The sequence below is a fragment of the Achromobacter agilis genome (assembly GCF_900496965.1).
GTDB classification, from domain to species: Bacteria; Pseudomonadota; Gammaproteobacteria; order Burkholderiales; family Burkholderiaceae_B; genus Achromobacter; species Achromobacter agilis.
The window spans coordinates 265,669-280,616 of record NZ_UFQB01000005.1; the positions used below are offsets into that span (position 1 = coordinate 265,669).

General features: G+C 64.5%; 10 protein-coding genes. 1 reads left to right on the forward strand and 9 read right to left on the reverse strand.

Features of this window, described 5'->3' with window-relative positions; translation table 11 throughout:
* Positions 1-333: 333 nt before the first annotated feature.
* From AGI3411_RS08610 to AGI3411_RS08640, 7 genes are all read right to left on the reverse strand, one after another.
* Positions 334-1,323: a tripartite tricarboxylate transporter substrate binding protein gene (locus AGI3411_RS08610; RefSeq protein ID WP_129526949.1), complete on the reverse strand. Its 990-nt coding sequence runs from the start codon at positions 1,321-1,323 to the stop codon at positions 334-336.
* Between the two features lie 217 nt (positions 1,324-1,540).
* A complete protein-coding gene (locus AGI3411_RS08615) occupies positions 1,541-2,470 on the reverse strand; it encodes a dihydrodipicolinate synthase family protein (RefSeq protein WP_129526950.1) in 930 nt (309 codons plus the stop codon).
* 33 nt (positions 2,471-2,503) lie between these two features.
* A complete protein-coding gene (locus AGI3411_RS08620; protein WP_129526951.1) occupies positions 2,504-4,069 on the reverse strand; it encodes a UxaA family hydrolase in 1,566 nt (521 codons plus the stop codon).
* A 17-nt stretch (positions 4,070-4,086) separates the two neighbouring features.
* Positions 4,087-4,884 (reverse strand): transporter substrate-binding domain-containing protein, encoded by a 798-nt coding sequence (locus AGI3411_RS08625; RefSeq protein ID WP_129526952.1) that lies wholly within the window; start codon positions 4,882-4,884, stop codon positions 4,087-4,089.
* Positions 4,885-4,945: 61 nt separating this feature from the next.
* Positions 4,946-5,674, reverse strand: coding sequence for an amino acid ABC transporter ATP-binding protein (locus AGI3411_RS08630; protein WP_129526953.1), 729 nt, complete (start codon positions 5,672-5,674; stop codon positions 4,946-4,948).
* A 37-nt stretch (positions 5,675-5,711) separates the two neighbouring features.
* Positions 5,712-6,356: an amino acid ABC transporter permease gene (locus AGI3411_RS08635; RefSeq protein ID WP_129526954.1), complete on the reverse strand. Its 645-nt coding sequence runs from the start codon at positions 6,354-6,356 to the stop codon at positions 5,712-5,714.
* A gap of 32 nt (positions 6,357-6,388) precedes the next feature.
* Positions 6,389-7,072, reverse strand: a complete 684-nt coding sequence (locus tag AGI3411_RS08640) for an amino acid ABC transporter permease (protein ID WP_129526955.1) — start codon at positions 7,070-7,072, stop codon at positions 6,389-6,391.
* 169 nt (positions 7,073-7,241) lie between these two features.
* Here AGI3411_RS08640 and AGI3411_RS08645 point away from each other — a divergent pair, with 169 nt between their 5' ends.
* Entirely contained in the window at positions 7,242-8,267 is a 1,026-nt protein-coding gene (locus tag AGI3411_RS08645; RefSeq protein ID WP_129526956.1) for a GntR family transcriptional regulator, read from the forward strand.
* A 6-nt stretch (positions 8,268-8,273) separates the two neighbouring features.
* On the opposite strand, the gene AGI3411_RS08650 is transcribed toward AGI3411_RS08645, so the two are convergent.
* Positions 8,274-8,792 (reverse strand): O-acetyl-ADP-ribose deacetylase, encoded by a 519-nt coding sequence (locus AGI3411_RS08650; RefSeq protein WP_129526957.1) that lies wholly within the window; start codon positions 8,790-8,792, stop codon positions 8,274-8,276.
* A gap of 110 nt (positions 8,793-8,902) precedes the next feature.
* Positions 8,903-14,893: an autotransporter outer membrane beta-barrel domain-containing protein gene (locus AGI3411_RS08655; RefSeq protein ID WP_129526958.1), complete on the reverse strand. Its 5,991-nt coding sequence runs from the start codon at positions 14,891-14,893 to the stop codon at positions 8,903-8,905.
* Between the last annotated feature and the right edge of the window lie 55 nt (positions 14,894-14,948).

A 14,948-nucleotide genomic window follows, 5' to 3' on the forward strand; every position in this document is an offset into this window, starting at 1 on the left:
TTTCACCGATTTCACGAAATTGCGCTAACCCATTGATTTTAAATTTTATTTAGCTGTATCAACTTGCTCTAAGCTTCGCGCAACTTACCTAGACAAGCACCTTCGCACGCCAACGCAAAATCCCCCACCGCAAGGCGTGCCGGTTCGATTCCGGCCCTGGGAACCAGAATTAAAAAAGCCGTTGACGTTCGCCGTCAACGGCTTTTTTTCTCGACCTTGGCACAGACCACCTAGACGGTTTTCAGTCCTGTACACAGCCTCGCGCAGCCTCATCGGCACGCGTTCACTGATACCCCTTCGCCGCCTCGGCGCAAACCCAAGCGGCAGAATCGGTCAATTAACAGTCACGCCCGCCTGGCGCACCACATCGCCCCACAAAGAAATCTCCTTGACGATCTGATCGCGAAAGGCCTGCGGACTGCCTGGCGCGGCTTCTTCCCCGGTTGCCTTGAGACGGTCGACCATTTCGGGCGTCACGACGGCCGCATTGATCGCGGCGTTGAGCTTGGCCTGCACCTGCGGCGGTACGCCCTTGGGCGCGATGATGCCGTACCACACCGTTACGTCGTACGGCACGCCGGCCTCGCGCACCGTGGGGATATCCGGCGCCGAGGACACCCGTTGCGGTAGGGTCACGGCCAGCACCTTCAGGCGCTTGTCCTCGCGGTAGGGCAGCGTGGAGCCCGCCGTGGTCAGCATCGCGTTGACCTGGCCAGAGACGGTGTCCGTCAGAGCCGGGGCGGATCCCTTGTAGGGTATGTGGACCATGGAGATACCGGCCGTCTTCAAGAAGGCTTCCATCGCCAGATGCGATATCCCGCCCGTGCCCGACGAGGCATAGGTCAGGCCGCCCGGTTTCTTCTTGGCCAAGGCCACCAGTTCGCCCAGGCTGTCCACCGGCACGCTGGGATTGACCGACACGAAGAAAGGCGCGCGCGCGATCATGCCGATCGGCGTCATGTCTTCCACCGGATCGAATGGCAGCTTGTACAGGCTGGGATTGACGGAATAACTATTGGAAATCAAGGTCAGGGTGTAGCCGTCGGGCGCTGCCTTCAGGCCCTGCTCCACGCCCAGCTTGCCGCCCGCGCCTGGGCGGTTCTCCACCACCACGGGCTGTTTCAGGCCATCGGACAGCACCTGCCCGAGGAGACGCGCTATCCCGTCATTGCCGCCTCCGGCGGCAAAAGGCACGATCAGCTTGATCGGCTGCGAAGGATAGTCGTCCGCATGCGCGTTGGGAACCGATGCGGCAAACGCCGCGGCAGCCAGCGTCATCCCCAGTACCGCCCTGCCCAGTTTGGCGCCGGATAGCATTGCCATGTTTGTCTCCTCCTTGATCGGCCGCTGTGCGGCGGCCACGCTAAATGGTGAAAGGCGTCAGACTATAAACTTAACGAGTGAAGTTGTAAGCCGGTGCCTTTCTTTCGGGATCTCCTCGCGCGCGTTGAACGGCGCTTTTAATGTTGTATGCCAAGCCTGGAACGCAACTGGATTTTTTAGCGCGGCATCTTTCCGGAACTGCTCCCGACCTTCCCCGTCACCTGCCCCAGCGCAGCACCAGCGGATCCAGCCGGCGGGCGGTGGCCAGCAGCCCCTTGCGGGTTTCGGGATGCAGCGCCGGCCACGGATGCCGCGGGGCGTCGCAGTCGATGACGCCTCCTTCCTTCATCAATGCCTTGGCCGCCAGAAAGCCAGCTTGCCTGTTTTCGTAGTTGATCAGGGGCAGCCAGGCCTGGTATTGGGCGAAGGCCCGGTCATGGTCGCCGTTGCGGTGGGCTTCGATGATGGGCTTGATGCCGTCGACGAAACCGCCGCCCGTCATCGAGCCGGTGGCGCCCGCGTCGAGGTCCGCGAGCAGCGTAATGCCCTCTTCGCCATCCCAAGGGCCTTCGATGGCGTCGCCGCCGAGTTCGATGAGTTCGCGCAGCTTGCCTGCGGCGCCCGCCGTCTCCATCTTGAAGTACGAGACGTGCTCGATCTCCCGGGCCATACGGGCAAGAAATGCCGGCGACATGGGGGTTCCGGCCGCCGGCGCATCCTGGATCATGATGGGGATGTTCAATGCATCGGACAGGCGCGCGTAGAACTCGTGGATCTGGGCCTCGCCCACGCGGAAGGTTGCTCCGTGATAGGGCGGCATCACCATTACCATGGCCGCGCCCATCTCCTGGGCGCGGCGGCTGCGTTCGATGCATAGCCGGGAGCTAAAGTGGCTGGTCGTCACGATCACCGGAACGCGCCCATCGACGGTTCCCAGTACATGGCGGGTCAGGACTTCGCGCTCGTCGTCGGCCAGCAGGAACTGTTCTGAGTAGTTAGCCAGGACGCACACCCCGTCGGCGCCCGAATCGAGCATGAAGTTGACGCAGCGCTGCTGCCCCTCGAGATCGAGGGAGCCGTCCTCCTTGAAGATCGTCGGAACGACGGGGTAGATGCCGCGATGGCGAGGGTTCTTGTGTCGGGCCATGAGGCTCCTCCGTGAACAATGGAAGTGGGCGGATCAGGTAATGACGCTGATCTGCCAGGGAACGAATTCTTGCTGTCCGTAGCCGTGAAGCTCGCTGCGCGACTGCTTGCCGGAGGCGGTTTCGAGCAAGCGCCGGAACAGTTCTTCGCCAAGTTCGGGGATGCTGCGCGAGCCGTCCAGCACGCCGCCGCAGTCCAGGTCCATATCGTCGGCCTGCCGCTGCCAAAGCGCGGTGTTGGTGGCCAGCTTGAACGAGGGCGCAGGCGCGCAGCCGTAGGCCGAGCCGCGGCCGGTGGTGAAGCAGATGAGATTCGCGCCGCCTGCCACCTGGCCGGTGGCCGACACGGGGTCATAGCCCGGCGTGTCCATGAAAACCAGGCCGCGCGCGCGCACCGGCTCGGCATATTGGTACACCTCGATCAGGTTGGTGGAGCCTGCCTTGGCAATGCCACCCAGGGACTTCTCCAGCACCGTGGTGAGGCCACCCGCCTTGTTGCCGGACGAAGGGTTGTTGTCCATCGAGGCACCGTTGCGGGCGCAGTATTCCTCCCACCAGCGAATACGCTCGACCAGCTTGCGGCCGATGTCGGGAGTTTGTGCGCGGCGGGTCAGCAGATGCTCGGCGCCATAGATTTCTGGCGTTTCCGACAGGATGGCGGTGCCGCCGTGCCGCACAAGCAGGTCCACGGCCGCGCCAAGCACCGGGTTCGCCGAAATGCCGGAGTAGCCGTCCGAGCCCCCGCATTGCAGGCCGATGCGCAGGTGGCTGGCGGCTACCGGTTGCCGCGAGACGGCGTTGGCCTGGGGCAGCATCTCGCGGATGAGTTCGATGCCGCGAGCGATCGTGCGCGTGGTGCCTCCGGTGTCCTGGATCGTGAAGGTACGCAGGTTGGGGCCATCGCTCAACCCCTGGGTGGCGAGCAGGCTGGGGATCTGGTTGGTTTCGCAGCCCAGGCCGATGATGAGCAGGCTGGCGAAATTGGGATGGGTTGCGTATCCGCCCAGAGTCCGCTGAAGCATCTTCAGGCCATCGCCTGCTGCGTCCATGGCGCAACCGCTGTGGTGCGTGAGAGCCACGACGCCGTCGACGTTAGGATAGTCGGCCAGCGCTTGCGGATGAATGTCGCGGCGGAAATGGTCGGCGATGGCGCGAGCGACCGTGGCCGAGCAGTTGACGCTGGTCAGGATGCCGATGTAGTTACGCGTGGCCACCCTGCCGTCGGCACGGACGATACCCTGGAATGTGGCGGGCTCGACGGCCATGACAGTGGGACGGGCGTCGGCGCCATGGGCGTAGTCGCGCGCAAAATCGCCGATGGACAGGTTGTGCGTATGCACGTGCTGTCCGGGGCGGATAGGCTGGGTGGCGAAGCCGATGATCTGGCCGTAGCGGCGCACGGCCTCCCCCTGCGCGATGCTGCGGGTCGCCATCTTGTGGCCGGGCGGGATCAGGCCCGCCACGGTCAGGCCTTCGCTGGCCACCGGCGTGCCGGCGATCATCTGATCCAGCACGACGACCACATCGTCTTGCGGGTGCAGCCGGATCACTCGCGCCGTGCCTCTCGATGGCTGCAGGTTTCCCGCATGGTTGCTGAGCATGGGATTCTCCTTGACGGTCAGCGTTGCATTTCGGCGGGCAAGGGCATGCCGAAGTAGCGCTGGTAGATCTCGTTGAACTTGCCGTTCTTCAGATTCGCCTCGACCCAGCCGTCGAGCCACTCCTTTAGTTCAGGGTCGTTCTTGCGCAACCCCACGGCGTAGGGATACGACTTCGCGATGAACTTGGGCACGATGTCGCGCGAGGGATTGGCCTTCTTGATAGCCGGCAGCACGCTTGGCGCGCCGACCAGGAAGTCCTGCTGGCCGGTGGCGACCGCGGTGTTCGTCGTGGCGTCATCCTCGTAGCGGACGATCTGCGCGCCGGGGATGTCTTTCAGGCCCCGGGTGAGTTCCTGGTCGCTGGTGGTTCCGCGCGTGACGGCGATCGTCTTGCCGGCAAGGTCGCTGAAGCTGGCGACCGAGGCCGAACCGGGCCCGGCGACAAGTACCGGAACCACCCCATACGGCGCGGAGTACGCAACGACCTTCTTGCGCTCCTCGGTAATGGAGAAGGACGCCAGCACCACGTCCACTTTTCGGCTCAGCAGGAACGGGACGCGGTTGGGGCCGTTGACCGGAACGATCTCCAGCGCGACGCCAAGGTCCTTGGCAAGCAATTGGGCCGCCTCGACGTCGGAACCCGTCTGGCGCGCTTGCCCATCCAGCATGCCGTATGGCGGCGCGCTGATGTCGACGGCCACGATGATTTTGTTGCGCTGTTTGATCGCTTCCAGGGTATTGGACCGGGCGGCGAAAGGCGCAGCCAGCAGGAGAGAAGCCGCAAAAGCGGCGAGGAACCGAGGCAAGGCTTTCATAGGGAGTCTCCCAAGTGTTTTTAGTGGTGCAATGAGTGGTGGGCGGCCCGTTCCAGGGCGGCTACAGGCCGTTGGAAACGAACTGCTGCAGTTCAGCGGTACGCGGTTGGCACAGCATCTGGCCGTCGCCCTCCTCCCAGACGACGCCCTGGTGCATGAACAGGATCTGGTTGGCGACCGACTTGGCGAAGGCCATTTCATGAGTGACCAGGACCATGGTCATGCCGTCGCTGGCCAGGTCCTCGATAACGCGCAGCACCTCGCCGGTCAGCTCCGGATCCAGCGCCGACGTGACTTCATCGAACAGCATCAGCTTCGGTTGCATCGCCAGCGACCGGGCAATGGCAACGCGCTGCTGCTGCCCGCCGGAAAGCTGCTCCGGGTAGTAATGGGCGCGGTCCTGCAGCCCGACCTTGCCCAGCATCTGCATGGCCAGAGCCTGGGCCTCGGACGCAGCGATTCCCTTGACCTTCCGCGGCGCAAGCGTGATGTTCTGCAGCACCGTCAGATGAGGGAACAGGTTGTAGGCCTGGAAGACGATACCCACCTCCTGGCGCAGCGCCAGCAGGTCGACATTGCCCCGCTCCAGGGACCGGCCACAGACCTGCAGCTGGCCGCCCTGGATCTCCTCCAGCCCGTTGATGCAGCGCAATGCCGTGGTCTTGCCCGAGCCGCTGCGGCCGATCAGGGCGACCACCTGCCCACGCCCGACCGAGAAGCTGACGCCCTTCAGCACCTGCACATCGCCGAAGGACTTGTTGACCTGCTTGAAGCAAATGATCTCGTCCATGAGACCGGTCTCCTTTGTTTGTTTTTCTGGTGTGCGCCTATGCGCGCTTCAGGCGCTTTTCCAATCGGTACGACAGCACCGACAGGGGGTAGCAGATGGCGAAATAGAGAACGGCCGCGATGCTGAACACCGCGAAGGGTTCGAACGTCGAGTTGTTCACCACCCGTGCCGAATAGGTCAGGTCGAAGAAACCGATGACCACTGCATACGAGGAGTTTTTGACGATCTGCACCAGGAAGCCGACCGTGGGCGCGACAGCGATTCGCGCGGCCTGGGGCAGCACGACGTACCACACGCGTTGGAGCGGGCGCAGCGCCAGGCATTCGGCCGCTTCCCATTGGGTCTTCGAGACTGCCTGGATACAGGCCTTCCAGATTTCCGCGAGAAACGCGGCGGAATACGCGGTCATCGCCAGCCCGGCAGCCACCAGGCTCGGCAAGTCGTATCCAGCGATGCTGATGCCGAAGTAGCAAAGAAACATCAGCACGGGCAACGGAATGCCCTGCACAAGTTGGATAAGGCCGCCCGTTATCACCCTCAGCAGGCGCCCGCCACGGCTGCGGGCAAGCGCCAGCGGCAGGCCCACCGCTGCCCCGCCCAGAAAGCCCATGGACGAAAGCAGCAAGGTCCAGCCAGCGCCCCGCAGGATGAACTGTAGTTGTTCGAGGGAAATGCCGAGCATCGCCTGCTCCTTGGAGGGAGAAAGAGGAGGATTTACAGAGAAGTGCCGAGACGACGGCGACGGCTGAATGCCAGTTGCGCCAGGCCAGCCATCAGCAGGCGCAGCAACCAGGACATGACCAGGTAGAGCGCGGCGACCACCAGGTAGATCTCGAAACCGCGAAAGGTCTCCGACTGGACGCCGTAACCGGCGGAGGTCAGCTCCTCTACAGAGATCTGCGACATGATCGAGGTCGCCAGCATCATCAGCACGAATTGGCTGGCGAGCGCCGGGTACATGCGTTCCACGGCCTGCGGCAGGATCACCAGGCGCAGGACTTTCCAGCGGCTCATTCCCAGACAGGATGCCGCCTCGATCTGGCCGCGGGGGATTGATTCGATGCCGGCGCGCATGATCTCGGTCGTATAGGCCGAAACGTTGATCGTCAGCGCGATTACCGCGGCGGCGATCGCCGGCACGCGAATCTGCAAGGACGCCAGACCGAAGAACAGCCAGAACGCCTGGATCACCAGAGGCGTATTGCGGATCACATCCACATATGCGGTGACGGCCCGCCGCGCCCAGTTCGGGCCGTGCGTGCGCAGCACCGCCAGAATCGCGCCAAGCGCAAACCCCAGGACGATGGTGGCGAGGGACATGCGCACCGTAGACCAGGCCCCGGCGAGCAGTACATCCCAGTGCGTAGGCAGGAAGCTGAAATCGAAGTCGTAGGCCATGGTGTCGTAACGAAAGGGAATTGCGGCTGTCTCGCACAAATGAACAATGCCGACAAAAGCCAAAGTAAACGAACTTTGCCGGCAACAGCCATTCGCGTTTTCCCTAGCGTCGAACCTGACGGGGACGGACTACCGTACGATGTGAGCAGATACACAATCATTCGCCACCGTGAAGCAGAATCCGACCGCCGCCTCTCTTGAAACGTCCCCTCCCGGGGCCAATTCCCGGACTCCTCTCTATGCGCGAGTCGCAGACCTGCTGCGCGCCGCCTTGGCCACGGGCACGCTTCCGCAAGGCATCGTCCTGCTTGAAGGACCGCTGGCCGAGCTGCTGGGCGTGACGCGCAGTCCCGTACGCCAGGCGCTGCGCGAACTGGAAGCGGAGGGGTTGGCGAGGCGCTTTGACGGCCGGGGTCTTCTGGCGGGTGGCGACGCCGATAGCGGCTCCCCGGTACGGCTCCCCCTGTCCGCCGACATGCTGGGCCTGGAAGCGGCTTCGGAACCGGTGCGCAAGCCGCAAGGCTGGGAGAACATCTATCACGCCGTCGAGCATGACGTCGTGCATCTGTCGGTATTCGGTTCCTATCGACTCAACGAGGTCGAGCTGGCGCGGCACTTCGGGGCAGGCCGAACCGCCGCCCGCGACGTGCTGCTACGGCTGGAAGGCCTGGGGTTGGTAGGCAAGGACGACCGGCAGCGCTGGACGGTGACCCCGCTGGAGGAACGCCGCATCCGCAATCTCTATGAGCTGCGCTGGCTGCTGGAGCCCGCAGCGCTGGCGGGCGCCGCCCGCAAGATTCTGCCCAAGGAGCTTGCCGGCATGGCGGAACGGCTGCGCAAAGCCAAGTCCCGGTATCCCAGGCTCACGCGCGCAGCGCTGGACGGCATGGAGCACGACCTCCACGTCGAACTGCTGAGCCACTGCCCCAACGACAGCATTCTCGAAAGCCTGCAGCGAACCCGCTGCATTCTCACGCTCAGCAAGCACGTGCTGGGCGCGGCGGCGCCCATGCCGAATCTCGATCCGTTCATGCAGGAACACCTGGAAATAATCGAGGCACTGGAGCACGGAAGCCTGGCGCAAGCGCAGGAAGCGCTGAGGCTCCACCTGGAAGCGTCGTGCGAGAAGGTGGTCGAGCGGGTTGGCCTGGTACAGCAACGGGTGCCGCCGCCGCGGCTGTCGTACGTCAGCTGATTCGACTCAAGCAACCGACCCATTCAACACCCGCTCATACAGGGCAAGGTCTTCCGCCGAAAAACAACAGAAAACCACCTCCTGAACCGGCGAGTCCCTGGACAGGCTTTCGCGAACGCTTCTGACGGCGACCTCCGCCGCCAATTCCACGGGATAGCCGTATACACCCGTGCTGACGCCAGGAAACGCAATCGAAGCAACCGCGTTCTCCTCCGCCAACTCCATGCACCTGCGATAGCAACTGGACAGTAACTCCGGCTCTCCTCTGTCTCCGCCCCTCCATACCGGGCCCACAGTATGGATGACGTATCGAGCAGGAAGCCGGTAGCCCTTGGTCACCTTCGCATCGCCGGTTTTGCAACCGCCCAGCCCCCTGCACTCCTGCAACAGCTCGGGGCCTGCTGCGCGATGGATGGCGCCATCGACTCCGCCTCCGCCTAGCAATGAGGAGTTGGCAGCATTGACGATGGCTTCCACGTGAAGCTTCGTAATATCCGAATGGATGGCACGCAGGCTGGTGGGCATGTTTTGCTCCTTGCTGGGGTGAACGGAGCTGCCGCGGCAACCATGCAGCAACTCACACGCGCGGACGCTGCTTTCGGCAGCCCTGCGGCGGCTCCGTTCATGCTACCCCTCTAGAAGCGATACGCGAACTTCGCGGCGATATTGTGCGATTTCGCTTCGCTGCCCAGTTCGGCGTCGTAGCGGATCTGGAAATCCACCTGTTTGTTCGCGTATAGCTGCGCGCCGGCGCCCAGGCGCAGCGCCGCGCGGTCCAGGGGCGCTTGCATGCCGAAACTGGGGGAACGTTCGCCGCCGATGAATGACGCGCGTCCCTCCCATTCGTCGTTGGAACGAAGGCTTACCCCGGCGAGCGCGAAGGTGCGCAGGACGCTGCCGCCCTTCAGGTCGATACGGCCGCCGACTTCGATTTCGGGCGTGAGGATTGCGGTGTTGTAGCTTGAAGACGCGATCTTCAGGCCCAGGTCGCCCGCTCCCTTCTCGTTGAACGAGTTGCTGTGGGCATGCACCAGGTCGAGATTCACGGAGGGGCGCAGATAGAGCTGTTCCGTGCCGGTGGTGTAGGCGATACGGCCGCGCACGCCGAGCGAGTACATGGGCGCTTCGCCCTTGGCGGTCGCGGAGAAGCCGGGCGCGCCGATATGGCGCTTGGTGTCGAATTCGCCGTAGTTGCCGAACAGGGCGCCGCTCACTTGCCAGGCGCCCAGGTTTTTCTTCAAGGTGATGGCGCCCTGCACGCTATTGCCGTCGGCGGATACGCCATCGTGGCTGCTGAAGCTGTCTGCCTGGTACGCCAGCGATCCGCCCAGCAAGAGGCCGGCGCCGACCTCGCGCTGGCCGCCGCCTTGCAGCGCAAAGGATTTCAGGCGCGAGCTGCCGCGGTCCGAGTCGCCGCTGAGGGAGGTCGTATTGCCCCGTACGGTGACGTACCCGCATTCGCCTTCGACCAGGATGGCGTCCGCCTGCCCGGAGCCTGAAGCGAACTCGGGGCAGCTCATCGAGGCGTCGGCGATGCGCGACGCGTCTGCCGCCACGCGCGAAAGCAGCGTCATCGTGCTGCGTGGAGACAATTCGCCGATCGCGTCGCGATAGTCCGCCAGGCTCGACCTGGCTGCCGCGTCCAGGCCCGCGAAGAAGGGGCCCAGCGCCGCATTGCTCGAAGCAAAGACGTTTTCGAGCGTATGCGCAACACCGCCTTTGTGTTTGTTCAAGCCCAACGCGGGCGCGTTGAAATGCGTGCCGGTGATCGCGACGTCGCGCCGATTTCCAGTCTGGCGCGTGGTGTACGCAAACAAGGGGCTATCCGGCGTGTGCAATGTTCCGGTAGTGGGCCCCTCGGTGGTGAATACCGGCAGATACTTGTTCGGCATCGCGCTGGCAAGGGCGGGTTCGATCGTTCCGGCAAGCGTGGCGGAACCGGTGACCACATATTGCCCGCTGATGTCGTTGCTGTAATCCAGATGCGGAACGATGCGGCCGGCGGCCGTCTGGATCAGATGGCCGTCCACATACGAGACCTTGCCCGGCATGGCGACCAGGGAACCGGCGTTGGTCAATGTGCCGCTTTGAGCGCCGGGAGGCGTCCCATTGGGATTCTGGAAATTGCCCGAGATCGAGCCTCCCTGGAGCCAGGTGTTTCCGTAAATCTGGCCTTGATTGTCGACATCGACCTTCTGCGTGCCGTACGTTCCGACCGTTTTGATGGCGCTTCCGGAAGAGGCCCAGACCCAGGAGTTCTGGCCGATGGTGACCTTGTTGCCGCTGTTTCCGCCAACGACCAGAATGCCTACGCCCTGGTCGCCGGAGCCGCCCGACACCGTGCCGGGGCTGGCTCCGCCCACGTTGACCTCGATTTTTCCGGTTCCCCGGCTTTGCGCCAGGACGCCAATGCCGTTCTCGCCACTGGCGGCGATCGATCCCTGAACATTGACCGCAACGCCACCAGATGCCCCCCAACCGGAACCCGCCGGATCCTGACCGAGGGAGACATTGCCGTCCGACGTAAACAACCCGCCACTGCCGGCGATGGATTGGGCGACCACCCCATAGGCGCCGGCGCCTGACACACTGATCTGCCCATTGGTGGAAACTGTGACCGCGCCGGCATTTCCGAACGTTTCCGTCGAGCCAAAAAATGGGCTATCGACGAGCTTGGGAGTCTGGCCGTACTGGTATGACGTGACGACACCGCCACCGCCGCCGATCGACTGCGCAAGAATGCCGTGAGCACCCGTTCCCACAGCCTTGATCACGGTATCCGCAGGAAGGGCGATTGAAATGGCTCCGGCGTCGCCCTGAGCCGAGTATTGGTCGCCGCTCTCGTTCTGCGTTCCGATTAACGAGTAATCCAACGCAACGCCCTGGCTGACGCCGACCAGGCCGCCCCCGCCGCTAATACTCTGCGCCAAAATACCGAAAGCTCCATTCCCCGAAGTCGCTATCTTCAGCGCCGCGCCCTGGTCGTACGTGACTTGCACGGTGTCGCTGCCGAGGGTCGACGGTCCTGCTATCGTCGCGCCAAGTCGCACTGTGATTTTTCGGTTGGAACCATCGGGCACGTTGAGCGCGGACGAACCGAAATTGGCAACGCCGCCACCGCCGCCGATGGATTGGAGCACCGCGCCGTGGGCGCCATCGCCGTAGGTCTGGATGCTGGTGCTATTGGTTCCTTGCCCGATGTGCAGCGTCACCGTACCGCCGGCGCCGTCCGCGAGGCTCGGGGCGGAGAGCCCCCCTTTCCAAGAGTAGTTCAGCCCCAGGGTTGCCGAGCCATTGGGATCGGCGGATCCGTCAATCGCAAGCCCCCCGCCGCCCCCGATGCTCTGGGCCAGGATGCCATAGGCATGAAGGCCGCGGTTCGGCGTCGATGACGTCGGGCCGTTGGCGCTCTGCTGGCCCGTCGAAATCGTCGCGCCGTTCAGAACGGCCTGTACATCGTTGCCATGTCCCAGTGTTGGCAGCATGTCGCCCAGGCCAACGAATAGACTCCCGAGATTGAGGTCGGTCTTGACCGATAGTTGGGAGGCGCTGTCGAGCGCGCCACCGGTCTCCGCGCCGACGGTCACGACACGAGCGCGCCCACCGCCACCGCCCAGGCTCTGGGCGATCACGCCAGTGGAATAGTCGCCCAGCGTCGTGATATTGCCTCCGGTGCTGCTGACCTTGACCGCGCCCGCGCTGCCTGTGCTCCACGTTGTGGTACCCATGTTTATCGTGCTGGTTATATTGACGGGAACGGTGACCGTTACCCCGTCGGCCACCAGGTCTTGAGCCGTGGAAGTGCCGGGCACGCCCGGAAGCACACCCGTCGATGCGTCGGCGCCGGCCGATCCGGCAGAGCCACCGCCGCCGCCAATGGACTGGGCAACGATGCCGGCCGCGTCGATGCCTGAGGTGGCGACAGTCCCGTTGTGCGTCACGGTAACCGTATTGGAGTGCCCACCGAAGCCGCCCTGCGCAGCCATATTGATCGTCCGCTTGACGTTCATGCCGACGGCGATCTTGTTGCCGTCCTGGTCGATCTCGCTTCCGACTGGAATGTTGCCCACGGCCGTCGCCCAGGTATCCAGCCCGGTCACGTTGACGGCCGACCCGGAGCCCACGCCGCCGCCGCCGCCAATCGACTGGGCGAGCAGCCCTTCGGCGCCGTGGCCGTGGGTGGTGATTACGCCATTGGCGTTGACCGTGGCGTTGGCCGAGCCGCCGTCGCCGCCATGGCCGCCCTTGCCTCCCACGCCGATGCTGAAGTCGGCGTTCTGGCTGGTCGACCAGCTATTGACGGCGGCATTGCCGATGCCGCCGTTGCCGCCGCCCCCGCCGATGGACTGGACCAGCGCCCCTATGGCTAGGTCGCCCGTAGTCGTAACGCCAGAGGTCGATTGGCTGCTGGTGTCGCCCAGCGTGAAAGTGGTGGTTCCCCCATTGCCGCCGGATCCGCCCGAGCCGCCGACACTGTGCGACACATTGATTGCGTTGGTCGAGGGCGTGATCTTGGTGCTGAGGAACGGTATCGGTATGCCGTAGCCTATCGTGCCGGCCATGGCCGAGCTGTCGCCGCCGTTGCCGCCGCCTCCGCCGATCGAGTGGACGATGACGCCGATGCTGCCATCGCCCGCGGTCTTGACCGTGGAGCCGTCGCTGATGGTGGCGGTCGCGTGGCCGCCGCTGCCGCCCGAGCCGCCCGAGCCGCCGGTGGAGAAAGCCCCGGAAAAGGTGATTTTTGCGCCGGGATCTTCCGAACCATTGGGAATCGCGATAGCGTACGACGCCGCCGAGCCGGCGCCGCCATTGCCTCCGCCGCCGCCGACCGACTGGGCAACGATGCCGTGGGAATCGACGGCCGGCAGATTTACCGTCGTGACCTGGCCGTTCCTTGTGATCTGTAGGTTCTGGCCGCTCTTGCCGGTCGAAATGCTGGAGTCCTGGACGGTGACGGTCGCCGTGCCTCCGTTGCCGCCGCTATTGGCCGTGCCGCCAACCGCCACGGCGATATCCAGGATCGGACCCGCCGACGTAGAGTAAGCGCCGCCGCCCGCGCCGCCACCACCGCCGATCGACTGGGCAAGCAGGCCCGTCGATGCCGTTCCTCCCGCGCTCAGCGTCAGGCCGCTGGTGGAGATGTTCGCAGATCCGCCAGCGCCGGCTATGCCGCCATTGCCGCCTACCGTGCTGGCGCCGATGGCGCCCGCGCCGGTGGCGACGCCGCCCATTCCGCCTCCGCCGCCAATCGACTGCGCAACCGCGCCTTGCGACAGCTGATTGCTGGTGCTGATGGTTCCCGCAAGATTGGAGAGATTGACGCTGCCGCCGTCTCCGCCAGCCCCGCCGGTGCCGCCGTCGATATTGATCATGCCGCCGGCATCGCCCCCCATGCCGCCGCCGCCGCCCAGCGACTGGGCCACAATGCCCTGGGAGTTCGCGTTGTAGGTGATGATGGAACCGGTATTCGTGATGGTGATCGTGCCGCCGTCCGGGGTGTTTCCACCCGCGCCGCCCTTGGCGTCGAACAAGCCCGATGCGCTGCCTCCGATACCGCCTGCACCGGACACGGACTGCGCCAGGACGCCAGGAGCGTAAAGGCCGCTGGTCTTGATTTCGCCTGCATTGCCTATGGATACCCCGCCGGCGGCTCCGCCATTGCCGGCCGCCCCCGCATGGCTGCCCCCGACGTCCTGGGAATTGCCGCCGGCTCCGCCGCTGCCCGTGATGGATTGGGCGAAGATGCCTATGGCGCCCGTGCCGGCCGTGCTGATGGTTCCCAGATTATTCACGGAGACGTTTTCCGTGACGCCGCCGTTTCCGCCCGTGCCTCCTTTGCCGGTACTGATCGGGCCCGCGGAGGATGTGCCATCGCCGCCATTGCCGCTGACGCCGCGGGCGACTATGCCGATGGCGTTGGTGCCGGAGGTCGTGATCGCCATGTCGCTGCCCATGGTCACATTGACCGTGCCGGAGTTGCCGCCATGGCGGCCATTGGACAGGTCTTTGAAGTCGATAACGACGTAATTGGTGCCGTTGGTGCCCGTGCTTCCCGCCACCGAGCTCGCCTGCACGCCGAATGCGTTGGCGCCGGCAGTCGATATCAGGCCTGAACCTTGCGAGAAATCGACGGTCACGTTCCCCCCGTACCCGCCATAGCCGCCAAAGTAGCCAGGGCCATCGCCTTCGGACCCCGCGAACCCGCCCTGCCCGCCGGTGGATGTCGCCTGGACGCCGATTGCGTTGTCGCCCGTTACGGTGACGCCGACATTCCCGATTCCGGTCACGCTGACGTCTCCGCCCGCTCCGCCATTGCCGCCGCCTGGCCCCGTATCGCCGACACCAGGCACTCCGTTCGCGCCGGTGCCGCCCGTGCTGTTGGCCTGCACGCCTGGAGCATTGCTGGTGGTAATGTCGACGCCTGTCGAACTCCCCGTCAGCCCGACCGTCACACTCCCCGCCGTCTGCCCGCTGTCCCCGGTGTTCTGCGTTCCGCTACTGCCGGTTTCGCTTCCCCCCGCCGTGGAAGAACGGCTTCCATCGGTGTAGTTATAGACGGCATCTCCTGCATGAGCCGGAGCCGAGACAGCAAGCGACAACAACAAGGGGGACAACGTGCGTTTCATTTTTCAGGCCTCCGGCAAACGCGCCGCGGACGCCCGCAAGGGCTTGTTCCGTGGT